The organism is Pseudomonas sp. 57B-090624 (assembly GCF_003234055.1).
In the GTDB taxonomy this organism is placed as follows: domain Bacteria; phylum Pseudomonadota; class Gammaproteobacteria; order Pseudomonadales; family Pseudomonadaceae; genus Metapseudomonas; species Metapseudomonas tohonis.
In genome coordinates, this window is record NZ_QKRU01000001.1 from 1 (window position 1) to 21707 (window position 21707).

Sequence of the window (21707 nt, forward strand, 5' to 3'; positions counted from 1 at the left end):
GGGGCGGAGCACTATCTACGTTGCAGGCTCGCGGCCTAAGGGTGGATACGACTTCCAGCCCCTCCCCCGATGATCAGTCGGGGACTATTACCCCTGTGGAGGTATTAGTCGAGATACAAGGGTGGATAACGCTCTTCTTATCCACCAAGCGGAGCCGATCCCAGCACCTCTGCTCACCCCGTGGAATTCATTCGCGACGAAGCCGCAGCCACCTGGGGCTATCCAGCGGGCTGCAAGCCTTTTCGCGGCTGAAGCCGCTCCCACAAGTGCCCCCCACACCTGCCGGTTACAGCCTCCACGCCTTGCGCAACGCCGCCAGCGCCTTGGCGATCTCCGCCTCGGGCACGGCGGCGAAGCCCAGCACCAGTCCCGCGCGGTTATCCACAGGCGGCTCGTCCCCCGGCAGCCAGTAGCTGCTGAGCCCGGTGAGTTCGACCCCGGCCTCGTCGGCCGCCGCGATCAGCTCATGCTCGCGGGCCAGGCTGCCGACCCGCACACACAGGTGCAGCCCGGCGTCCACCGCCGGCATCGGCGCGCAACCGGGGATATCCACAGGCCAGCCGGCCAGCAGCGCGTCGCGGCGGCTGAGGGCGGCGGCACGCATGCGGCGGATGTGACGCTGGAAGTGCCCCGCGGCGATGAACTCGGCCATCACCGCCTGGGTGCCGATCTCCGAGTGGCGCATGTCCAGCGCGCGGCGCCGGGCGAAGGGCTCCACCAGGGCCGGCGGCAGCACCAGGTAGCCCAGGCGCAAGGCCGGGAAGGCGATCTTGCAGAAGGTGCCGACATAGAGCACCCGGCCCTGCCGGTCCAGCGCCGCCAGGGGGGCCAGGGGCGTGCCGCTGTAGCGGTACTCGCCGTCGTAGTCGTCCTCGACTATCCAGCCATCGTGGCGCTCGGCCCAGTCCAGCAGCTCCAGGCGCCGCGCCAGGGACAGGGTCACCCCGGTGGGGTACTGGTGGGACGGCGTGACGTAGGCGAGGCGGCAATCCCCGGCCCGCTCCAGGGCGGCGGTATCCAGCCCTTCGGCGTCCACCGGGATGCCGGCGAGCTGCGCGCCGGCCACCGCGAAGGCATGGCCGGCGGCGCGGTAGCCGGGGTTCTCGATGGCCACCCGGTCCCCCGGCTCCACCAGCAGCTGCGCGCAGAGGCTGATGGCCTGCTGGGCGCCACAGGTGACGATCACCTGCGCCGGGTCGCAATGCAGCCCACGGCTGTTGCGCAGGTAGGCGGCGATCAGCTCGCGCAGCTGCCAGTCACCGGCGGGGTCGCCATAGCCCAGGCGCGCGGGCGAGGGCTTGCGCCAGAAGCGTGCCGAGAGCCGCGCCCAGGTCTGGAAGGGGAACAGGTCGAAGGCCGGCACGCCGACGCGGAAGGCCCGTGGCGGCCCGCTCAGCGGGGGCTTCAGGTGATGCGTGTCCAGGCGTGACAACGCCCCGCTGGCAGCCGCCCGCACCGGCAGGGGCGGCGCAGCGCGCGGGGCTGCGGATAACTCCGCCACGTAGGTGCCATCACCGATGCGGCCCTCCACGTAGCCCTCGGCGTAGAGCTGGTCGAAGGCGCGGGTCACGGTGTTGCGCGAGATGCCCAGCAAGGCCGCCAGGTCCCGGCTCGCCGGCAGCCGCGTGCCGCTTTGCAGGCGCCCATCGAGGATGCGTTCGCGCAGCCCCTCGTAGAGCTGGCGGGCCAGGCCCTGGCGCGCATCGAGGCGGATGCCGGAAAGATCGACGGGGAGCGGCACGGCAATCGGCATGGATTGGACCTATGGAAGTGGCAGGAAATGGATCTTACAACGGGCCAATATCCTGCCTAGGATGCGTCCATCACGCCAGGAGATTCGCCATGTACCTGCCCGCCTCCTTCCGCCGGGAAGACCTCGCCGAACTGCACCTGCAGATGCGCCAGAGCCGCCTGGCCACCCTGGTGTGCCAGGGTGCCGACGGGCTGGTGGCCAGCCACCTGCCGCTGCTGCTGGAAACCGGCGACGGCGAGTACGGCACCCTCCATGGTCACATCGCCCGGGCCAACCCGCAGTGGCGCGCGCTGGCCGACGGCGCCGAGGCGCTGGTGGTGTTCAACGGCCCGGACGCCTACGTCAGCCCCGCCTGGTACGCCGCCAAGGCCGAGCACGGCAAGGTGGTGCCGACCTGGAACTACATCGCCGTGCACGCCTACGGCCAGGCCGAGGTGTTCGACGACGCCGAGCGCCTGCTGCACCTGGTCGGCCGCCTCAGCGACCAGCACGAGGCCGGGCGCCCGCAGCCCTGGGCGCTCGGCGACGCACCCCGCGACTACATCGACGCCATGCTGCGCGCCATCGTCGGCTTCGCCCTGCCCATCCGCCGTATCGAAGGCAAATGGAAGCTCGGCCAGAACCGCAGCCAGGCCGACCAGGCCGGCGTGCGCGAAGGCCTGGCCGGCAGCGCCGACGAGCGTGATCGCGAGCTGGCCCGGCGCATGGCCCCCTCACTCTGACCCACCACGACAAGGAAGCAGCATGTCCCTCGAAATCCGCCCGGCCAGCGTCGCCGACCATGCAGCCTGGCTGCCGCTGTGGCAGGGCTACCAGCGTTTCTACAAGACCGAGATCGCCGCCGACACCACCGGGCAGACCTGGCGGCGCTTCCTCGATGGCACCGAACCCATGCACGCCGCCCTGGCCTGGCAGGGCGACCGCGCCGTGGGCCTGGTGCACTTCATCTACCACCGCTCCTGCTGGACGGTGGGCGACTACTGCTACCTGCAGGACCTCTACGTACAGGACGGCCTGCGCGGCGCCGGCATCGGCCGCGCGCTGATCCAGCACGTCTACGCCCAGGCCCGTGCCGCCGGCGCCTCGCGTGTGCACTGGCTGACCCACGAGACCAACACCGACGCCATGCAGCTGTACGACCGCATCGCCGACCGTTCCGGCTTCCTCCAATACCGCAAGATCCTCTGAGGCCCCTCCCATGACCCAGGAAGCGCAACTCGACTGGCACCCCGTACCCGCCCCGGCCCGCGCCCCGCTCGAGGGCCTTTACGTAGGCCTGGAGCCACTGGAACCCGCGCGTCACGGCGACGACCTCTGGCAGGCCCTGCAAGGGCCCGGCCACGACCCGGCGCTGTGGAGCTACCTGCCCTACGGCCCCTTCCCCGAGCGCGCGGCCTTCGACGCCTGGCTGGCGGGCAACCAGGCCAGCGCCGACCCGCTGTTCTTCACCGTCATCGACCGCACCAGCGGCCGCGCCGTGGGCCTGCTCAGCTACCTGCGCATCGCCCCCAACGACGGCTGCATCGAGATCGGCCACATCGCCTTCGGTGCCCCCATGCAGCGCTCGCCCGCCTCCACCGAGGCGGTCTGGCTGCTGGCACGCCTGGCCATGGACGAGCTCGGCTACCGCCGCCTGGAATGGAAGTGCAACGCCCTCAACGCCCGCTCCATGCGCGCCGCCGAGCGCCTGGGCTTCACCTACGAGGGGCTGTTCCGCCAGCACATGGTGATCAAGGGCCGCAACCGCGACACCGCCTGGTTCTCCATCATCGACAAGGAATGGCCGGCGATACGCGATGCCTTCGAGGCCTGGCTGGCTGTGGATAACTTCGATGCCGACGGCCGGCAGAAGCGCCGCCTGGAGGACTTCAGAAAATCCTAACGGCGGGCCACGCCTCGTAGGATGGGTAGAGGTACGAAACCCATCATTGCGGAGTACCCCATACCCGCATGGGTTTCGCTTCGCTCTACCCATCCTACGAACACGAAAACCTGCGCACCTGATGCACAAGGGTTTCGCTTCGCCGCCCAGCCCATTCGAATCAGCCCCCACGTAAACGGGAGCCCATCAAGAAAAAGCTCCCTTATTCCCGTAACCCTTCTGTTACGAAACCGTAAGACTTCTTCCTTATAAACAGCGGCCAACCAACAAGATCACGAACAAGGTTGCCGCCATGAACCGCACGCTGTCTCCGCTCGCCCGCTGCGTCGCCCTCGCCCTGACCGGTTTCTCCTCCTTCGCCGGTGCCGCCACCGTCAACGTGGACACCGCCACCACCACCGGCCAGGTGCTCACCGGGGAAACCACCCTGCAGGTGGGCAGCAGCGGCAGCATCACCACCAGCGGCAAGAGCGTGGAGCTGAAGAACGCCACCAGTGGCGCCGGCGTGGTCGTCGACAACAGCGGCCTGATCAAGTCCACGGGCGATCGCGGCCTCGACAGCTCGGGCAGCAACCCCTCGCGCACCTACCAGATCATCAACCGCGAAGGCGCCACCATCGACGCCTCCAAGCAGGGCATCCGCATCAGCGGCGACCTGGCCGGTACCCACGTGACCATCGATAACGCCGGCACCCTCATTTCCCAGACCGACCGCGCGATCATGCTCAAGGACCTCAAGACCAATGTGCAGATCGACATCACCAACCGCGCCACCGGCCTGATCCGCGGCGTGCGCGAAGACGCCATGCGCGTCGGCAACAACGCCACCATCACCAACTATGGCGAGATCAGCAGCGGTGACATGACCAACGCCGACGCCAAGTTCGACGGCATCGACTTCGACGCCTCCACCGGCGGCAAGGTTGAGAACCACGGCACCCTCTCCGGCGGGCGCCACGGCATCACCACCGATGTCGGCGCCGAGCTGATCAACTACGCGGGCGGCGTGGTCATCGGCCGCAACGGCTCGGGCTTCGGCTCCGACGGCAATGGTCGCGTCACCAACTACGGGCGCATCACCGGCGCCTACAGCGGCCTGGTGCCCGACGGTGACGGCGATGGCGTGGACATCGACGGCGAAGGCTGGATCGACAACCACGGCATCATCGAAGGCACCGGCGCCGGCGGCTTCAAGGACGGCGCAGCCAACACCAGCGAAGGCATCGCCATGGGCGGCGGCACCATTTATAACCGCGCTGGCGCCACCATCAGCGGCGCGGCCAACGCCATCCTCATCGACGACAGCGCCACAGGCGGCGCGCCCTATGCCACCTACCTGGAGAACTTCGGGCAGATCCTCGGCCTGGGCGGCGATGCCGTGCGCATCATCGGCGACAGGAACGACACCGTGATCAACGGCGGCCTGATCAGCAGCACCGGCGGCGCGGCCCTGGACCTGGGCGGCGGCGCCGACAGCCTGACCCTGCGCAGCGGCAGCCAGTTCGTCGGCCTGGTGGACGGCGGCGCCGGTCGCGACGTGCTGACCCTGGACGACGTCGACGGCGGCAGCTTCGGCAACAGCGCCCACTTCGAATGGCTGAAGGTCAGCGCCGGCCGCTGGACCCTGGATACGCAAGACTTCAGCGAAGGCGGCGAGGTGCTCGCCGGCGCCGAGTTGGTCAACCTCGGCCGCATCGGCGGCACCCTGAGCGTCGCCTCGGGCGCCACCTACGCCGGCGGCGGCCATGTGGATAACCTCGACCTGGCCGCCGGCTCCACCCTGGCCTTCGCCGTCGCAGCCGACGGCAGCCACAGCCCGTTGCTGGCCGACGGGCACGTGGCCCTCGACGGCGCCCGCCTGGAGGTGCGCGCCAGCGCCGGCACCTACCCGAACACCCGCCACTACCAGGTGATCCAGGCCGCCGACGGCGTCAGTGGCCGCTTCGCCGGCGTCACCAGCAACTTCGCCTTCCTCACCCCGACCCTGCGCTACGAAGCCGACGGCGTGGAGCTGGACCTGACCCGCAACGACGTCGCCTTCGCCGACATGGCCGGCAACGGCAACGGTGCCAATGCCGCCGGCAGCATCAGCGCCCAGAACAGCCCGCAGCTGTACAACGCCCTGGTCACCAGCAGCGCCGGCGAAGCCCGCCAGGCCCTCGAGCAACTGGCCGCACCGAACAACGCCAGCCTGGCCGGCAGCACCCTGGGCAGCACCAGCCAGGTCAGCGGCGCCATGCTCGGCGCCCTGCAATCCTTCAGCGGCGGCCTCGGCGGCAACCTGCAGAGTTCACTGAACGTCGCAGACGGCCCGCTGCTGGCCGCCACCGGCGTGCCGGCGGATGCCCGCAACCTCAACGACCCGTCCGCCCGCGGCCGCCTCTGGGTCCAGGCCCTGGGCAGCCACGGCAACCTCGACGGCAGCCAGGGCGGCCACGACCTGGACAGCGACACCCGTGGCGCCGTGGTCGGCGCCGACTGGGCCATGGGCGGCGATTGGCGCCTGGGCGTGCTGGGCGGCTACTCGCGTACCGACCTGGAGGCCGGCAGCAGCTTCGAGGGCGACGTCGACAGCCTGCACCTGGGCGTCTACGGCCTGCGCCAGGACGGCCCGGTGGCCCTGCGCCTGGGCGCCGCCTACAGCCGTCACGACGGCGACAGCAAACGCGAGGTGGCCTTCGGCGGCTTCACCGACCACCTGCGCGGCCGCTACGACGCCGAAAGCGTCCAGGCCTTCACCGAGGTGGGTTACGCCATGGGCAGCGGCAATGTGCAGGCCGAACCCTTCGCCGGCATCGGCTACCAGTACTACGCCCGCGACAGCTACGACGAGAAGGGCGGCGCCGCGGCCCTGCACGTGGACGACCAGGACCAGGGCAACCTCACCAGCACCTTCGGCGTGCGCATCGCCCGCCTCGACACCCTGGACAACGGCATGGCCTTCACCCCACGCCTGTCGGTGGCCTGGCGCCATGTGTACGGCAACGTCGACAGCAGCACCCGCCAGTCCTTCCTCAGCGGCGGCAGCGCCTTCAGCGTCGAGGGCAGCGCCCTGGACCGCAACAGCCTGCTGCTGGACGCCGGCTTCGACATCGGCCTGAGCAGCACCCAGAGCGTGGGCCTGGGCTACAGCGGCGAGCTGGGCGGCAACGCGCAGAACCACGCCATCGTCGCCCAGTGGCAGATGGGGTTCTGAAGGCGAAGCCGCTTCCACAGGTGGCCTCGAGCGTCGCCCGAACCGAGGAGCATCGCGCTGGGTAGGGTGGATAACGCTCTTTTATCCACCGAGCGGAGCCCAACCCAGCACCACTGCTAATCCCGTGGGGGCGAATTCATTCGCGATGGAGTCAATCGCCACCTGCCACGCTGTTCGGGTGGCAGATTCTTCGCTGCTGAAGCCGCTCCCACAGGGGGCACTGCGCACTGGCCGAGCAGGGAGGCATCCTGAAGTACCGCGACGGTGGACCGGTGAAGCGGGGTCCACCCTACGGTCGCCGGGTGCGGCGTGCCTCGGAATGCAGCTCGAGCCCCTACAACCCGCGAAGCGCTTTCTTCAATAGGTGCGGCAGGCGCCCTGGGCCACGGTCTCCAGCAGGCGTTCCTTGCGCTGGCTTTCGCCGTCGAACTCGGCCAGCGGCTGGCGCTTGTTGGCCGGCTCGGTGAATTCCAGGCTCACCAGCAGTCGGTAGATCTGATAGCGGTTGCGCACGGAGCGCGTGCCCGGGCAGTCGGGGAAGTTGCCGTTCTCGGTCACCAGCACCTCCTGGCAGCCTTCGTCACCCAGGTGCTTCTCATAGCGATCGGTGCCGCTGCGGTAGGTCTTGCCGGCGCATTTGAGGCGGCGCACCGTCTTGCTGCAGAAGCCCGGAGCGACGCAGTTCTCGCTGCTGTCGCGCTCCACCTTGTCCTCCTTCGACTCGCGCCAGCGCGCCTGGATGTCGTAGCGCAGGCCGCTCTCCCGGCTGGCGAGGAAGAAGGACCGGCCCTGATAGGCGCTCGACGGCACGCTGACGCTGAAGTCGCTGCGTTCGTTGTGCAACCGCAGGTCGGCGGACCACATCGGGTCGGGGTGGAACTCCAGTTCGATGTGGCCCTGGCGCAGTTGCGCGTCCTCGCTCAGTTGCAGGGGCTGGCTGTCGCGGGTGAAGAGGTAGCCCTTGCCGGTGAGGCCGCCGCAGCCGGTCAGCCCCAGCAGGAGGAAGGCCAGCAGGGCGCCGCGCGCGGCAGAGGGGGAAGGCGAAATCATGAGGTTCGGTCCTTGATCGGAAAATGGACGGTCCATCGGTGCCGCGGTCTTGCGCTCACTCGATCTCGAACAGCCCGTTCTTCAACGGCGCGACATCCAGGCGCTGGCGGATGTCGGCGTCGATGCGCGGGTCGTCGGGGCGGTACAGCATCACCTGGCGGTAGGCGCTGACCCGGTTGATCTCCGGGCCCAGGTATTCCCACACCACGCGGGTGCAGGCGGGGTTGCGCCGGTCGCCGCTGGAGACGCCGGTCTTCAGGCCGTTGAGGCGGGTGATGCGGCTCTTGAAGCTGGGGATGAGGATGGTCTGGCTCATCTCGTTGACGGTGAGCGACTCGTAGTCCATCAGGAACACCCGGTCCTGCAGCTGGAAGGCGGCGCCCAGGTAGCGGCAACGCACCCAGTCCTCGGCCTGCACGTCGGTGCTGCTGGAGCGCTCCTGGCGTTCCTGGCGCTCGAAGAGGAAGGTGCCGCGCTCCTCCCAGAGATGCACCAGCGACAGCAGGATGGTGCCGGGCACCGACATGCAGTTGGAGTATTCGAAGTAGTAGCCGCAGTAGCGCGACAGGTTGCCGGACTCCTCGCGCAGCGGCCGCAGCAGCTGCAACAACGGGTCGTCGCTGGGCACACTGCTGTCGTGGGGACGGCGCGCGCCGATCAGGCGAGCGAACGGCTCGGGCGGCATACCGAGTTCATAGTCCTCGACGCCGAAGAAATCGCCGATGCGCTTGAGGTTGTAAGCCGTGGGTACGCTCTGGCCGTTGAGGTACTTGTTGAACTGCGCCCGATTGATCGAAAGCTTGCGGCAAACCTCGGAGATAGAGCGGTAGTGGCTGCACAGCAACTTGAGGTTGGCACCTAGATTGTTCGACAATTCCCGGCCCTCCAGTTGACGCGAGCGGCGCGATTATAGCGTCAACTCGCAACAAGTGGTTACAAGCTGCGAAATTGCCCCGGGCGGGGTGCTTCCTCAAACATGCCCACCCTCCAGGCGCAGTGACGTTCGTATCCACTGCCGCTCCGAACAACAACAAACTGGATCAGGTGAAACGCCATGCTCGATCTGCTCAATGACTTCCTCTGGGGCAAGCTGCTGATCGTGGTCCTCGTGGGCCTCGGACTCTTCTTCACCCTCGCCTCCCGCTTCGTCCAGCTGCGCTACTTCGGCGACATGTTCCGCATCTTCGGCCAGGCGCTGCAGCGCAAGGAAGGCCAGCTCAGTTCGTTCCAGGCCCTGATGCTTTCCGTAGCCGGCCGTGTCGGCGCCGGCAACATCGCCGGCGTGGCGGTGGCCATCATGCTCGGCGGCCCCGGCGCGGTGTTCTGGATGTGGGTGGTGGCCCTGCTGGGCATGGCGACCAGCTACTTCGAGTGCTCCCTCGCGCAGCTGTACAAGCGCCGCGAAGCGGACGGCACCTACCGTGGCGGCCCGGCCTTCTACATCCTGCACGGCCTCGGCCAGCGCTGGCTGGCGGTGATCTTCTCGTTCCTGCTGCTGGTGACCTTCGGCTTCGGCTTCAACGCCGTGCAGTCCTTCACCGTGGCCACTTCGCTGCACGACACCTTCGGCCTGCCCACCTGGATCAGCGGCATCGCCCTGGTCGGCGTGATCGGGATGATCGTCTTCGGCGGCATCAAGCGCATCGCCAGCATGGCCGACGTGATGGTTCCGGTGATGGCCGGCGGCTACATCCTCATGGCCCTGGTGATCATCGGCATGAACCTGTCCGAGGTTCCCGCCACCCTGGCCCTGATCGTCAAGAGCGCCTTCGGCCTCGAGCCGGCCTTCGCCGGTGGCGTCGGTGCGGCCATCATCATGGGCGTCAAGCGTGGCCTGTTCTCCAACGAAGCCGGCCTGGGCAGCGCGCCCAACGTGGCTGCCGTCGCCGAGGTCAAGCACCCCGCTGCCCAGGGCATCGTGCAGTCCCTCAGCGTGTTCATCGACACCCTGCTGATCTGCACCAGCACCGCGCTGATCATCCTGCTCTCCGGCGTCTACCAGCCGGGCAGCGAAATGGCCGGCGTGGTCCTCACCCAGGCGGCCCTGGCGGCCGAAGTGGGCGAGTGGGGCCGCATCTTCGTGAGCATGGCGCTGCTGCTCTTCGTCTTCACCACCCTGGTCTACAACTACTACCTGGGTGAGAACGCCCTGAGCTTCTTCAGCTCCAAGCGCGCCCTGCTGATCGTCTACCGCGCGCTGGTCATGGCCCTGGTGCTGTGGGGTTCCATGCAGGACCTGTCCACCGTGTTCGGCTTCGCCGACGTCACCATGGGCCTGCTGGCCGTGGTCAACCTGGTGGCCATCACCCTGCTGTTCAAGGTCGGCATGCGCCTGATGCGTGACTACGACGCCCAGGTCAAGGCCGGCATCGACACCCCGGTGTTCGACGCCAGCAAGTTCGCCGACCTGGACCTGGACCCTGCCGCCTGGCCGGTCGCCAAGGCGTCCGAGAGTGCGCCGCAGCAGGCCCCCGCCGGCCTGGCGGAAAGCCACCGCTAAGCGCTCTTTCGCGCTGCACCGGATGCCGCTTCTCCGCCCTGCGGGGAAGCGGCATCTTCGTATCAGGCAAGGTTTTTCTGGTGGGATCGGCTCGCGATGGCAGCCTGATTCAGCGTTATGCTGGCCCACCGTTTTATTCCCGAGTGAGCAGGGCACGGCATGAGCGCAGTCAACAACCTCTTCGTCCTCTATACCGGCGGCACCATCGGCATGCTGCAGACGGCCGAGGGCCTGGCACCCGCCGGCGGGTTCGAGGCACGCATGCGCGAGCACCTGGCCAGCAGCGGTGCGCCGGCTCCGCAGTTCGCCTTCCAGGAGATGCTGCCGCTGCTCGACAGCGCCAACATGACCCAGGCCCAGTGGCTGGCGATGCGCGACCGCATAGTCGAGGCGGTGGTCGAAGGCGGCCATGACGCCGTGCTGCTGCTGCATGGCACCGACACCCTGGCCTACAGCGCTGCCGCCCTGAGCTTCCTGCTGCTGGGCCTGGGCATACCGGTGGTGCTCACCGGCGCCATGCTCCCGGCCGGCGCCGAAGGCAGCGACGCCTGGCCCAACCTGTGCGGCGCCCTGGCCGCGCTGCAGGCGGGCGTCGAACCGGGCGTGCACCTGTATTTCAATGGCGAGCTGATGCATGGCGCGCGGGTGAGCAAGCTGCGCAGCGATGCCTTCGATGCCTTCACCGTGTTGCCGCGCCAGCGCAGCGGCGAGCGCGCCGACGCCCTGCCCGCCCTGCTCGGCTTCAACACCCGCCGCGTACCGGTGAACCTGGCGGTGCTGCCGCTGTTCCCCGGCCTGCAGGCGAGCCACGTGCAGGCGCTGCTGGACTGCGGCGTGCAGGGGTTGTTGCTGGAGTGCTTTGGCAGCGGCACCGGCCCGTCGGACAACACCGAGCTGCTGGCCGTCCTCAAGGCCGCGCACCAGCGCGGCGTGGTACTGGCGGCGATCAGCCAGTGCCCGGCCGGGCACGTCGAGTTCGGCGTCTACGCCGCCGGCAGCCAACTGGCGGCCAGCGGCCTGGTCTCGGCCGGGGGCATGACCCGCGAAGCCGCCCTGGCCAAGCTGTTCGCCCTGATCGGCGCCGGCCTCGCCCCCACCGACGTCGAGCGCTGGTTCGCCCTGGATTTGTGCGGCGAACGGGTGGAGTGACGGACCTGCAGGGGCGACTCCAGTCGCCAGGGGCCGCGCCGCGGCCCCAACCACCGCCCGCACGACCTAACCGGCGTGCGTAGGGTGGACCCCGCTTCACCGGTCCACCGTTGCGGAGCTCCAGGCGACACCGCCGGTGGATGAAAAAGGCGTCATCCACCCTACACACGGATGGGAGACCGAGACATGCGGATCACCGTCACCCTCGACGACACGCTCTACCAGCAGGCATTGGAAATGGCCGATCCGGATATGGACGAGGCCGATATCTTCCACGAAGTCTTCAGGACCTTCGTACGCGTCCAGGCAGGGAAACGCCTCGCCGCCCTGGGGTCCAAGGCGCCCGAAATGCAGGACGTGCCGCGTCACCGTGAAGACGGGGCGTGACCATTAACGTTCCGGCGACACGGCTCAGGTCACCTCACCCCGGATGTACTGCTCCAGGTGCTGGATCAGCGCGTCCTGCTCGGCGATGGCTTCCTTGACGAGGTCGCCGATGGACAGCAGGCCGACCAGTTGGCCGTCCTCCACCACGGGCAGGTGGCGCAGGTGGCGGTCGGTCATCAGTGCCATGCATTCGCGGATGCTCTGCCGGCCGTTCACCGTGAGCACCGCCTCGGTCATGAATTCGCGCACCGGCGTGACCACCGACGAGCGCCCTTGCAATACGCCACGGCGGGCGTAGTCACGCTCGCTGACGATGCCCACCAGGCGGCCATCCTCGACCACCGGCAAGGCGCCGATATTGTGTTCGGCCAAGAGGCGCAGGGCGTCGAGCATCGGCACTTCGGCGCCGACGGTGTGCACCTGCTGCAGCGGCTTGGCGTGGAGCATCTGGGCAACGGTCTTCATCGGTGATCCTCCTGGGTTGAACCTGATGGGCGCCCAGCATGACGTCGGCGGCCAGGGCCCGGCCAGACGGCTATCTGCATGGCGGCCATTGAAAATATTACGGCCCGGGCAAAGACAAAAAAGGGGAGCCCGAGGGCTCCCCAGGGGACTTCTGGTTCGGGATCACTCGATCTCGATCAGGACCTCGCCCGGGTTGACCCGGTCGCCCTTGGCGATGTGAATCGCCTTGACGGTGCCGGCGATGGGCGCCTGCACCTCGGTTTCCATCTTCATGGCTTCGGTGATCAGCACGGCCTGGCCGGCCTTGACGCTGTCGCCTTCCTTGACCAGCACGTCGACGATGTTGCCCGGCATGGTGGTGCTGACATCGCCCGGCGCACTGGCGTGCTTGCGCTTGCTGCTGCTGCCGGCGACGAAGTCGTTGAGCGGCTCGAACACCACTTCTTCGGGCATGCCGTCGATGGACAGGTAGAAGTGGCGCTTGCCGTCGCTCTTCACGCCAACCCCGGTGATGTCCACGCGGTAGCTCTCGCCGTGCACGTCGACCACGAACTCGGTGGGCACGCCCTCGCCGCCGACCGGGGCCGAACCCTGGCCGTTGGGGATGGGCAGCAGTTCCTCGGGCTTGAGGGTGCCGGCTTCACGCTCTTCGAGGAACTTGCGCCCGATGTCGGGGAACATGGCGAAGGTGAGGACGTCCTCCTCGCTCTTGGCCAGGGCACCGATCTCCTTGCGCAGCTTTTCCAGCTCGGGCTTGAGCAGGTCGGCCGGGCGCACGTCGATGACTTCCTCGTTGCCGATGGCCTGGCGGCGCAGTTGTTCGTCGATCTCGCCCGGCGCCTTGCCGTAGCGGCCCTGGAGGTAGAGCTTCACCTCGTTGGTGATGGTCTTGTAGCGCTCGCCGGCCAGCACGTTGAACACCGCCTGGGTGCCGACGATCTGCGAGGTCGGGGTCACCAGGGGCGGGTAGCCGAGGTCCTTGCGCACCTTGGGGATCTCCTCGAAGACCTCGTTGATGCGGTTCAGGGCGCCCTGTTCCTTCAGCTGGTTGGCGAGGTTGGAGATCATCCCGCCCGGCACCTGGTTGACCTGCACGCGGGTGTCGACGCCGGTGAATTCGCTCTCGAACTGGTGGTACTTCTTGCGCACGGCGTGGAAGTACATGCCGATCTCCTGGATCAGCGCGAGGTCCAGGCCGGTGTCGTAGGGGGTGTTGCGCAGGGCCGCGACCATGGACTCGGTGCCCGGGTGGCTGGTGCCCCAGGCCATGCTGGAGATAGCGGTGTCGATGTGGTCGGCGCCGTTCTCGATGGCCTTGAGCTGGCACATGCTGGCGACGCCGGCGGTGTCGTGGGAGTGGATGAACACCGGCAGGTCGACGCTCTCCTTCAGGGCCTTGACCAGGTCACCGGTGGCGAAGGGGGTGAGCAGGCCGGCCATGTCCTTGATGGCGATGGAGTCCACGCCCATCGCCTGCATGGCCTTGGCCTGGGCGACGAAGGCGGCCTCGGTGTGCACCGGGCTGGTGGTGTAGGCGATGGTGCCCTGGGCGTGCTTGCCGGCGGCCTTCACCGCCTCGATGGAGACGCGCAGGTTACGCACGTCGTTCATCGCGTCGAAGATGCGGAACACGTCGATGCCGTTGACCGCCGCCTTGGCCACGAAGGCCCTGACCACGTCGTCGCTGTAGTGGCGGTAGCCCAGCAGGTTCTGCCCGCGCAGGAGCATCTGCAGGCGGGTGTTGGGCAGCGCGGCCTTGAGCTTGCGCAGGCGCTCCCACGGGTCTTCCTTGAGGAAGCGCACGCAGGCGTCGAAGGTGGCGCCGCCCCAGACTTCCAGCGACCAGTAGCCGACCTGGTCGAGCTTGTCGCAGATGGGGAGCATGTCTTCCAGGCGCATGCGGGTGGCCAGCAGGGACTGGTGCGCGTCACGCAGGATGGTGTCGGTGACGGTGATCTTCTTGGCTTCCGGGGTCTTGCTCATGTTCTGCATCCTTCCCTTACAGGCCCGCGTGGGCGGCAATGGCGGTCGCGATGGCGATGGCCAGGTGCGACGGGTTGCGCTTGATCGAATACTGGGTCAGCTCCGGGTGGCTCTCGACGAAGCTGGTGTTGAACTGGCCGCTGCGGAACTCGGGATCGCGGAGGATCTCCTGGTAGTAGGCGGCGGTGGTCTTGACCCCCTGCACGCGCATGTCGTCGAGGGCGCGCAGGCCACGGTCGAGGGCTTCTTCCCAGGTCAGCGCCCAGACGATCAGCTTCAGGCACATCGAGTCGTAGTAGGGCGGGATGGTGTAGCCGGTGTAGATCGCCGTATCGGTGCGCACGCCGGGGCCGCCGGGGGCGTAGTAGCGGGTGATCTTGCCGAACGAGGGCAGGAAGTTGTTCTTCGGGTCCTCGGCGTTGATGCGGAACTGCAGGGCGAAACCGCGGTGGATGATGTCGTCCTGCTTGACCGAGAGCGGCAGGCCGGAGGCGATGCGGATCTGCTCGCGGACGATGTCGATGCCGGTGATTTCCTCGGTGATGGTGTGCTCCACCTGCACCCGGGTGTTCATCTCCATGAAGTACACCTCGCCCTCGGCGAGCAGGAACTCCACGGTGCCGGCGTTCTCGTAGCCCACCGCCTTGGCGGCGCGCACGGAGAGGTCGCCGATGTAGGCGCGCTGCTCGGGGGTGAGCTGCGGGCTGGGGGCGATCTCGATGAGCTTCTGGTTGCGGCGCTGGATCGAGCAGTCGCGCTCGAACAGGTGCACGGTGTTGCCGAAGCTATCGGCCAGCACCTGGGCCTCGATGTGCTTCGGGTTGACGATGCACTTCTCCAGGAACACCTCCGCCGAGCCGAAGGCCTTGGTCGCCTCGGAGATCACGCGCGGGTAGGCCTGCTCCAGCTCCTCGCGGCTGTTGCAGCGGCGGATGCCGCGACCGCCACCGCCGGAGGTGGCCTTGAGCATCACCGGGTAGCCGATGCGCTCGCCTTCGCGCAGGGCCTCCTCGAGGTCCGCCACGTTGCCTTCGGTGCCCGGGGTGACCGGTACGCCGGCCTTGATCATGCTGCGGCGGGCTTCGGTCTTGTCGCCCATGCGGCGGATCACTTCCGCCGACGGGCCGATGAAGCGGATGCCGCGCTCGGCGCAGATCTCGGCCAGTTCGGCGTTCTCCGAGAGGAAGCCATAGCCGGGGTGCAGCGCGTCGCAACCGGTCTCCACGGCCAGGTTCACCAGCTTGCGCGGGTTGAGGTAGCCGGCCAGCGGGTCCTCGCCGATGCTGTGGGCCTCGTCGGCACGCTTGACGTGCAGGGCGTGGCGGTCGGCCTCGGAGTAGACGGCCACCGAGCGGATGCCCATCTCGGCGCAGGCGCGCACGATTCGGACGGCGATCTCACCCCGGTTGGCGATGAGGATTTTCTTGATCACGAGCGTTCCCTCGACCAAGTGGGCAGGCGAACGGCGGGCCGTTCGGCGAGTGACCGCCGGTGCTGTAGCGGTGCGTGATTAACCTACGCCCAGCCCTGGGATAACCCAAATCAATAATTATTGGGGTATCCATTAGGAAAGCCTTATAGTCGGCGCCGCGATCCCCTTTTCCGAGGCTTCCACCTATGCGCAAGACCCTGCTGCGCATGACGCTGCGCCAGCTCCAGGTGTTCCGTGCCGTGTTCGAGAGCCGCTCGTACAGCCGAGCGGCGGAAGAGATGGCGCTGACCCAGCCGGCCGTCAGCCTGCAGATCCGCCAGCTCGAGGAGCTGGTGGGCCAGCCGCTGTTCGAATACGTCGGCAAGAAGCTCTACCAGACCGATGCCGCCGAGGCGCTGTACGTGGCCAGCAGCGACATCTTCCAGCGCCTGGCCAGCCTCGACATGCAGCTCTCGGATCTGCAGGGCTCGCTGCAGGGCCAGCTCAACCTGGCGGTGGAATCCAGCGCCAAGTATTTCGTGCCTCACCTGTTCGCCGCCTTCAAGCAGCACCACCCGGACGTCAGCCTGCACCTGACCGTGGTCAACCGCGCCCAGGTGATCAAGCGCCTGGCGGACAATCGCGACGACCTGGTGATCATGTCCCTGGTGCCCCAGGACATGGCCCTGGAGTTCCTGCCGTTCCTCAACAACCCGATCATCGCCGTGGCGCCGCCGGACCACCCGCTGTGCCACGCGCGCAGCCTGACGCTGAAGGACCTGGAGCCCTTCCCGCTGCTGATCCGCGAAGCCGGCTCGGGCACCCGCAAGGCCTGCGAGGAATACTTCCAGCAGAAGCGCGCGCATTTCGCCCAGACCCAGGAAGTCGCCTCCCTGGATGCCCTGCGCGAATGCGTGGTGGCCGGGCTCGGCCTGGGCCTGCTGCCCCGCCACGCGGTCAGCCTGGAACTGGCCACCGGCGTATTGCGCGAGCTGCCCGTGGAGGAGCTGCCGCTCTACCGCAGCTGGTGCGTGGTCCACGCCAAGGGCAAGCGGCTGTCACCGGTCGCCCAGGCGTTGATGGCCTTTATCCGCGAAGAACGCGCCCAGATCAGCACGCTTTCCCAGCGGTTCGACGGCGCTCTGCCGTTGACGACAACAGGTAGTTGATCGCGATCAGGTCGGGATAGTCATCCAGGTCCGCCAGCAGACGGCGCTGTTCGGCGCGCTCCTCGATGGCGCGGCGGAACTGCATCCGGCGCTGGTCTTCGAGCTTGCGCCGGGTCTTGCTGTCGATGGCCGGCTCGTCAAAACGCTGTGCATGGTGTCGAGGCATGTCAGGTCTCCCAGGACGAAGTGCGGGGAGCACCAGCATCGGCCAGCGGCATGACGCTTTGACGGCAGGGTCGTGAAGCTCCGATGACCGTCCTGCGACAGCCACCGGCCGGTCAGAGCAGGGCGTCGAGCAGGCGGTACCAGGCGATCCCCGCGCCCAGGTAGAGGCGCTGCAGGCCGTGCAGGGGAATGCGCCGCAGCGGCGTGATCGGGAAGGGGAAATCCCCGCCCTGCCCCGCCAGGCGCGCCGCCATGTGCCGCCCCAGGCAGGTGGCCAGGGCGATGCCGCGACCGTTGTAGCCCAGCAGCATCGACAGCCCCGGCGCCGGTTCGTGGACATGGGGCAGGAAGTCCTGGGTCAGCGCCACGCGCCCGCTCCAGCGGTATTCGATGGGCACCCCGGCGAGCTGCGGGAACAGCCCGGTGAGCGAGCGTTCCAGATGCGCCCAGTCGCTGGCCTGGCGCGGCTCGGGGAAGGGACCGCGCCCACCCAGCAACAGGCGCCCCTGGGCGTCCTGCTTGAAGTACAGCAACAGGCGCCGCGCATCCGAACAGACTTCGCCACCCGGCAGTACGCTGTGGCGCAGGTGCGCCGGCAACGGCTGGGTGGCGACGATGAAGCTGTTGGCGGCGATCAGCGTCTGGCGCAGGCCGGGCCAGAGGCCGTCGGTGTAGCCGTTGCCGGCCAGCAGCACGCGCTCGGCCCGCACCTGGGCGCCGGCGGCTGTGGATAACATCCAGCCGCCCTCTTCGCGACGCAGGCCGGTCACCCGGCTGTGGCCATGAATCATCGCGCCCCGCTCGATTGCCGCACGCGCCAGCCCACGGGCGTAGCTCAGGGGCTGGACGCTGCCGGCGCGCGGGTCGACCCAGCCACCGAGGTAATTGACGCTGCCGATGCGCCGCGCCACGGCCGGCTCGTCCAGCAGCTCCACCTCCACGCCGCGCGCGCGCCATTGCCCGGCGCGCTGCTCCAGGCCGCGCATGGCCACGGCCGAGGCGGCCGGCTGGATCCAGCCCTTGCGCGTGGCATCGCAGTCGATGCCGAGCCGTTCGATCAGCGCGAACACCTCGTCGGCGGCGCCACCGGCGGCCTGGATCATCGCCTCGCCACGAGCCGCGCCGAACTTGGCGATCAGTTGCTCGGGGTCGAACTTGAGGCCGGGGATCACCTGCCCGCCGTTGCGCCCGGAAGCGCCCCAGCCCGGCTCGCCGGCATCCAGCACGCAGACGCGCACGCCCGCTTCGGCCAGGTGCAGGGCGGTGACCAGCCCGGTGTAGCCGGCGCCGACGATGGCGACGTCGGCCTGGGTGCTCTCGTTCAAGGGCGGGGTGGCGACAGCGGGTTTCGCGGTGGCCGCCCAGAGCGAGGACGGCAGCGCGGGCACCAGGGGCGCGTTCATGCCGGCACCTCGCCGCTGTTCAGCAGGCGCTTGAGGAAATCCTGGGTGCGCGGGTGGCTCGGCGTGCTCAGCACCTCGCGGGCCGGGCCCTGTTCGACGATGCGACCGCTGTGGAGGAAGCAGACCTTGTCCGCCACATCGCGGGCGAAGCCCATCTCGTGGGTGACCACGATCATGGTCATGCCCTCGTCGGCGAGGCGCCGCATCACCGCCAGCACCTCGCCCACCAGCTCGGGGTCCAGGGCCGAGGTGGGCTCGTCGAAGAGGATCGCCCTGGGCTTCATCGCCAGGGCGCGGGCGATGGCCACGCGCTGCTGCTGGCCGCCGGAAAGCTCGTCCGGGTAGGCGTTCATGCGGTGGGCGAGGCCGACCTTCTCCAGCAGCGCCTCGGCCTGGCGCCGGGCTTCGCGGGGGTCTTCCTTCTTCACGTAGATCGGCCCCTCCATCACGTTTTCCACAGCCGTGCGGTGGGGGAACAGGTTGAAGCGCTGGAACACCATGGCCACCTGGGTGCGGATCTCATGGATGCTGTCGTGATGGCGGTCCACCGGCTGGCCGCTGACCAGGATCTCGCCCCGGTCGTGGGTCTCCAGGCCGTTGATGCACCGCAGCAGGGTGGACTTGCCGGAGCCCGAGGGGCCGATCAGGCAGACCACCTCGCCGCTCTCGATGCTCAGGTCGATGCCTTCGAGCACCGCCAGGCTGCCGAAGCTCTTGTGCAGCTGCTTGATCTCGATCATGGCTTGCTCCTCTTGCCGATTCGCGCTTCCAGCCGGCGCAGGCCGTAGGACAGCGGCAGGCTCAGCGCCAGGTAGAGCAGCGCCACCAGGGTGTAGACGGTCATGTTCTCGAAGGTCGAGGAGGCGATCAGCTGGCCGGCGCGGGTCATCTCGGCCACCGTGATGGTGGAGACCAGCGAGGAGTCCTTGAGCATCATCACCAGGGTGTTGCCGTACGGCGGCAGGGCGATGCGGAAGGCCTGGGGCAGCACCACCCGGCGCATCACCATGGCGCCGCGCATGCCGAGGGATTCGGCCGCTTCGATCTGCCCCTGGTGGATGGCCTGGATGCCGGCGCGGAAGTTCTCCGCCTGGTAGGCCGAGTAGGCGATGCCGAGACCGATGACGCCGGCCTGGAAGGCGCTGAGCTGGATGCCGAAGTCCGGCAGCACGAAATAGATGTAGAAGAGCTGCACGATGATCGGCAGGCCACGGATGACGTTGACCACAGCGATGGCGAACAGCGAGATGGCGCGGACCTTCGACACCATCATCAGGGCGAAGACCAGGCCGATGATGGAACTGAGCAGGAAGGACCCGGCCGTGACCTGCACGGTGACCACCGCCCCTTTCAGCAGAATGGGGAGGAAGTCCAGAGCGTTCTGGAGAAACATGGAGGCTACCCGTGGATGGGTTCAGGGAAAGGCCCGCCGCGACGGCGGGCCGCGAGCGCGGTCAGTCGAGCTTCCACTTCGCGATAATGCGGTCCAGCGAGCCATCGGCCTTGATCGCGGCGATGCCCGTGTTGACCCGCTCCAGGGTCGCGGCATCGCCCTTGCGCACGATCAGGCAGACATCACCCATGATCACCGGCTGGTAGCCCTGCACCAGGCGCACCTTGTCCTGGGTGCCCTGGGCCAGCTGGTAGGCGAGGATCGGGCGGTCGGCGAAGCCGGCCTTGATCCGCCCCAGCGCCAGGTCGCGCATCAGGTCGGCGATGGAGTCGTAGCCGCGCACTTCCTTGAAGATGCCGCGCTTGTTCAGCTCGTCGATGAACACGGTGCCGACCTGGGCGCCCACCACCTCGCCCGCGAGGTCCTCCATGCGGGTATAGGCGCTGGCGTCGTCGGCGCGGACGATCAGGCCCTCGCCGTAGCTGAACACCGGGTCGGAGTACTGCACCACCTTCTCCCGCGCAGGGGTGCGCAGCATGGCGGCGGAGATGACGTCGATCTTGTTCGCCGTCAGCGAGGGGATCAGCGCGGCGAAGGTGGTCTGCTGGATCTCCACCTCGAAGCCGCCGGCCTTGGCCACGGCCTGGGCGGCGTCGACCATCATCCCCTGGATGCTCTGGCTCTTGACGTCGAGGAAGGTGAAAGGCACGCCGGTGGCGGTGGCGCCGACCCGGTAGCTCTCGGCGCTGGCGGCGACGGACGTGGCGAGGCCGGCGACGAGGACGCAGGCACAGGTGAGGGCACGAAGGCGAGGATGCATGGCGAGTCTCCCATTGGACGCTGTTTATTGTCGTTGTGCGCTATGGATAGCCCCTTCTGAATCGGCAGGGGGCGTTTTCTCGACTATAAACAATTTACAAGAATCGTAAAGAGATTTATAAATATCGAATATCGATATTCAAAACAGCAGAAAACCCGCTGAAAGGACGCGACATGAGCGATAACAACAATTCACTGTTCAACCAGTCGCTGGAGAAAGGCCTGGCCGTGCTGCGTGCCTTCAACGCCCGGCAGCGCACCATGAACCTGGCCGAAGTGGCCGAGGCGGCGGGCATCAACAAGAGCTCGGCGCAGCGCATGATCCACACCCTCGAAGAGCTCGGCTACGTGCGCAAGCACCCGCAGACCAAGCGCTTCCAGCTCACGCCGCGGGTGATGGAGATCGGCTACAACTACCTGGCCGCCGACACCCTGGTGGACGTGGCCAACCCCTTCCTCGCCGAACTGGCGCAGATCACCGGGGAAACCACCAACCTCACCGAGCCCGACGGCCTGGAGATGGTCTACGTGGCGCGTTTCGTGGCGCCCAAGTTCATCCCCATCCACATGCCCATCGGCAGCCGCATCCCCATGTACTGCACCGGCTCCGGCCGCGCCTACCTCAGCGCCCTGGACGATGAAGCGGTGCATGCGGCACTGGCCGCCAGCGAACTGAAGCGCCACACCCAGCAGACCCTGACCGGCCCGGAGGAAATCTTCGCGCAAATCGAGGCGACCCGGCGCAAGGGCTATGCGATCAACAACGAGGAGCTGTTTCTCGGCGACATGACCATCGCCGCGCCCATCCTCGGCAGCCAGGGCCAGCCGGTGGCCGCCGTGCACGTGGTGGCGCCGACCAGCCGCTGGAGCCTGGAGGAAGCGGAACGCAAGCTGGCACCTGCGGTGATCGAGTGCGCGCGGGCGATCCGCACCTCGATCAGGACCCTCTGAACGGCGCGTGGCGCCCGGGGCGGGGGACGTC

20 protein-coding genes are annotated in these 21707 nt (G+C 67.9%); 9 read left to right on the forward strand and 11 right to left on the reverse strand.

Going from position 1 to position 21707, the window contains the following annotated elements; all coding sequences use genetic code 11:
- Positions 1–286 precede the first annotated feature (286 nt).
- Positions 287–1753, reverse strand: coding sequence for a PLP-dependent aminotransferase family protein (locus tag DMX10_RS00005; RefSeq protein WP_111259159.1), 1467 nt, complete (start codon positions 1751–1753; stop codon positions 287–289).
- An 89-nt stretch (positions 1754–1842) separates the two neighbouring features.
- Between DMX10_RS00005 and DMX10_RS00010 the strand changes: the two genes are divergently transcribed.
- The 4 genes from DMX10_RS00010 (at position 1843) to DMX10_RS00025 (ending at position 6831) form a co-directional block, all read left to right on the forward strand.
- Positions 1843–2475, forward strand: a complete 633-nt coding sequence (locus DMX10_RS00010) for an FMN-binding negative transcriptional regulator (RefSeq protein WP_111259160.1) — start codon at positions 1843–1845, stop codon at positions 2473–2475.
- Positions 2476–2497: 22 nt separating this feature from the next.
- Positions 2498–2941, forward strand: a complete 444-nt coding sequence (locus tag DMX10_RS00015; protein ID WP_111259161.1) for a GNAT family N-acetyltransferase — start codon at positions 2498–2500, stop codon at positions 2939–2941.
- A 10-nt stretch (positions 2942–2951) separates the two neighbouring features.
- Entirely contained in the window at positions 2952–3635 is a 684-nt protein-coding gene (locus DMX10_RS00020; protein WP_111259162.1) for a GNAT family N-acetyltransferase, read from the forward strand.
- A 292-nt stretch (positions 3636–3927) separates the two neighbouring features.
- Positions 3928–6831 carry an autotransporter outer membrane beta-barrel domain-containing protein gene (locus tag DMX10_RS00025; RefSeq protein ID WP_111259163.1) on the forward strand — a complete coding sequence of 968 codons (2904 nt, stop codon included), beginning with the start codon at positions 3928–3930 and terminating at the stop codon, positions 6829–6831.
- Between the two features lie 357 nt (positions 6832–7188).
- On the opposite strand, the gene DMX10_RS00030 is transcribed toward DMX10_RS00025, so the two are convergent.
- The gene (locus DMX10_RS00030) at positions 7189–7881 is read right to left on the reverse strand and encodes a hypothetical protein (RefSeq protein WP_111259164.1); all 693 of its coding nucleotides are present in this window, start codon (positions 7879–7881) and stop codon (positions 7189–7191) included.
- Between the two features lie 55 nt (positions 7882–7936).
- Positions 7937–8755: a helix-turn-helix transcriptional regulator gene (locus tag DMX10_RS00035; RefSeq protein ID WP_111259165.1), complete on the reverse strand. Its 819-nt coding sequence runs from the start codon at positions 8753–8755 to the stop codon at positions 7937–7939.
- Positions 8756–8935: 180 nt separating this feature from the next.
- Here DMX10_RS00035 and DMX10_RS00040 point away from each other — a divergent pair, with 180 nt between their 5' ends.
- The 3 genes from DMX10_RS00040 (at position 8936) to DMX10_RS00050 (ending at position 11917) form a co-directional block, all read left to right on the forward strand.
- Positions 8936–10381: a sodium:alanine symporter family protein gene (locus DMX10_RS00040; RefSeq protein ID WP_111259166.1), complete on the forward strand. Its 1446-nt coding sequence runs from the start codon at positions 8936–8938 to the stop codon at positions 10379–10381.
- A gap of 159 nt (positions 10382–10540) precedes the next feature.
- Entirely contained in the window at positions 10541–11530 is a 990-nt protein-coding gene (locus DMX10_RS00045) for an asparaginase (RefSeq protein ID WP_111259167.1), read from the forward strand.
- Between the two features lie 186 nt (positions 11531–11716).
- Positions 11717–11917, forward strand: a complete 201-nt coding sequence (locus DMX10_RS00050) for a DUF2191 domain-containing protein (RefSeq protein ID WP_021220965.1) — start codon at positions 11717–11719, stop codon at positions 11915–11917.
- Positions 11918–11941: 24 nt separating this feature from the next.
- Here DMX10_RS00050 and DMX10_RS00055 read toward each other — a convergent pair whose 3' ends face one another.
- The 3 genes from DMX10_RS00055 to DMX10_RS00065 all read right to left on the reverse strand — a co-directional run bounded on the left by DMX10_RS00055 (position 11942) and on the right by DMX10_RS00065 (position 15797).
- A complete protein-coding gene (locus DMX10_RS00055) occupies positions 11942–12382 on the reverse strand; it encodes a CBS domain-containing protein (RefSeq protein ID WP_111259168.1) in 441 nt (146 codons plus the stop codon).
- 162 nt (positions 12383–12544) lie between these two features.
- Complete coding sequence (oadA, locus tag DMX10_RS00060; protein ID WP_111259169.1) at positions 12545–14365, reverse strand: sodium-extruding oxaloacetate decarboxylase subunit alpha; 1821 nt, start codon at positions 14363–14365, stop codon at positions 12545–12547.
- Positions 14366–14381: 16 nt separating this feature from the next.
- Positions 14382–15797 (reverse strand): acetyl-CoA carboxylase biotin carboxylase subunit, encoded by a 1416-nt coding sequence (locus DMX10_RS00065; protein ID WP_111259170.1) that lies wholly within the window; start codon positions 15795–15797, stop codon positions 14382–14384.
- A 200-nt stretch (positions 15798–15997) separates the two neighbouring features.
- Here DMX10_RS00065 and DMX10_RS00070 point away from each other — a divergent pair, with 200 nt between their 5' ends.
- On the forward strand, positions 15998–16945 hold the full coding sequence (locus tag DMX10_RS00070; protein WP_111259375.1) for a LysR family transcriptional regulator: 948 nt from the start codon (positions 15998–16000) through the stop codon (positions 16943–16945).
- On the opposite strand, the gene DMX10_RS00075 is transcribed toward DMX10_RS00070, so the two are convergent.
- From DMX10_RS00075 to DMX10_RS00095, 5 genes are all read right to left on the reverse strand, one after another.
- A complete protein-coding gene (locus tag DMX10_RS00075; RefSeq protein WP_111259171.1) occupies positions 16887–17111 on the reverse strand; it encodes a PA3496 family putative envelope integrity protein in 225 nt (74 codons plus the stop codon). The genes DMX10_RS00070 and DMX10_RS00075 overlap by 59 nt on opposite strands.
- 112 nt (positions 17112–17223) lie before the next feature.
- Positions 17224–18513: an FAD-binding oxidoreductase gene (locus tag DMX10_RS00080; RefSeq protein ID WP_111259172.1), complete on the reverse strand. Its 1290-nt coding sequence runs from the start codon at positions 18511–18513 to the stop codon at positions 17224–17226.
- Complete coding sequence (locus tag DMX10_RS00085) at positions 18510–19253, reverse strand: amino acid ABC transporter ATP-binding protein (protein WP_111259173.1); 744 nt, start codon at positions 19251–19253, stop codon at positions 18510–18512. Before DMX10_RS00085 ends, DMX10_RS00080 begins: the two co-directional genes overlap by 4 nt.
- Positions 19250–19906: an amino acid ABC transporter permease gene (locus DMX10_RS00090; RefSeq protein WP_111259174.1), complete on the reverse strand. Its 657-nt coding sequence runs from the start codon at positions 19904–19906 to the stop codon at positions 19250–19252. Before DMX10_RS00090 ends, DMX10_RS00085 begins: the two co-directional genes overlap by 4 nt.
- 61 nt (positions 19907–19967) lie before the next feature.
- The gene (locus tag DMX10_RS00095; protein WP_111259175.1) at positions 19968–20726 is read right to left on the reverse strand and encodes an ABC transporter substrate-binding protein; all 759 of its coding nucleotides are present in this window, start codon (positions 20724–20726) and stop codon (positions 19968–19970) included.
- 173 nt (positions 20727–20899) lie between these two features.
- Here DMX10_RS00095 and DMX10_RS00100 point away from each other — a divergent pair, with 173 nt between their 5' ends.
- Positions 20900–21676 (forward strand): IclR family transcriptional regulator, encoded by a 777-nt coding sequence (locus DMX10_RS00100; RefSeq protein WP_111259176.1) that lies wholly within the window; start codon positions 20900–20902, stop codon positions 21674–21676.
- Positions 21677–21707 lie beyond the last annotated feature (31 nt).

What these genes read in the sequence shown, in the direction of transcription:
- oadA (WP_111259169.1), bottom strand. Translation starts at nt 14,365, where the DNA reads ATGAGCAAGACCCCGGAAGCCAAGAAGATCACCGTCACCGACACCATC.
- DMX10_RS00055 (WP_111259168.1), bottom strand. Translation starts at nt 12,382, where the DNA reads ATGAAGACCGTTGCCCAGATGCTCCACGCCAAGCCGCTGCAGCAGGTG.
- DMX10_RS00005 (WP_111259159.1), bottom strand. Translation starts at nt 1,753, where the DNA reads ATGCCGATTGCCGTGCCGCTCCCCGTCGATCTTTCCGGCATCCGCCTC.
- DMX10_RS00075 (WP_111259171.1), bottom strand. Translation starts at nt 17,111, where the DNA reads ATGCCTCGACACCATGCACAGCGTTTTGACGAGCCGGCCATCGACAGC.
- DMX10_RS00015 (WP_111259161.1), top strand. Translation starts at nt 2,498, where the DNA reads ATGTCCCTCGAAATCCGCCCGGCCAGCGTCGCCGACCATGCAGCCTGG.
- DMX10_RS00045 (WP_111259167.1), top strand. Translation starts at nt 10,541, where the DNA reads ATGAGCGCAGTCAACAACCTCTTCGTCCTCTATACCGGCGGCACCATC.
- DMX10_RS00040 (WP_111259166.1), top strand. Translation starts at nt 8,936, where the DNA reads ATGCTCGATCTGCTCAATGACTTCCTCTGGGGCAAGCTGCTGATCGTG.
- DMX10_RS00090 (WP_111259174.1), bottom strand. Translation starts at nt 19,906, where the DNA reads ATGTTTCTCCAGAACGCTCTGGACTTCCTCCCCATTCTGCTGAAAGGG.
- DMX10_RS00010 (WP_111259160.1), top strand. Translation starts at nt 1,843, where the DNA reads ATGTACCTGCCCGCCTCCTTCCGCCGGGAAGACCTCGCCGAACTGCAC.
- DMX10_RS00085 (WP_111259173.1), bottom strand. Translation starts at nt 19,253, where the DNA reads ATGATCGAGATCAAGCAGCTGCACAAGAGCTTCGGCAGCCTGGCGGTG.
- DMX10_RS00030 (WP_111259164.1), bottom strand. Translation starts at nt 7,881, where the DNA reads ATGATTTCGCCTTCCCCCTCTGCCGCGCGCGGCGCCCTGCTGGCCTTC.
- DMX10_RS00025 (WP_111259163.1), top strand. Translation starts at nt 3,928, where the DNA reads ATGAACCGCACGCTGTCTCCGCTCGCCCGCTGCGTCGCCCTCGCCCTG.
- DMX10_RS00100 (WP_111259176.1), top strand. Translation starts at nt 20,900, where the DNA reads ATGAGCGATAACAACAATTCACTGTTCAACCAGTCGCTGGAGAAAGGC.
- DMX10_RS00050 (WP_021220965.1), top strand. Translation starts at nt 11,717, where the DNA reads ATGCGGATCACCGTCACCCTCGACGACACGCTCTACCAGCAGGCATTG.
- DMX10_RS00095 (WP_111259175.1), bottom strand. Translation starts at nt 20,726, where the DNA reads ATGCATCCTCGCCTTCGTGCCCTCACCTGTGCCTGCGTCCTCGTCGCC.
- DMX10_RS00020 (WP_111259162.1), top strand. Translation starts at nt 2,952, where the DNA reads ATGACCCAGGAAGCGCAACTCGACTGGCACCCCGTACCCGCCCCGGCC.
- DMX10_RS00080 (WP_111259172.1), bottom strand. Translation starts at nt 18,513, where the DNA reads ATGAACGCGCCCCTGGTGCCCGCGCTGCCGTCCTCGCTCTGGGCGGCC.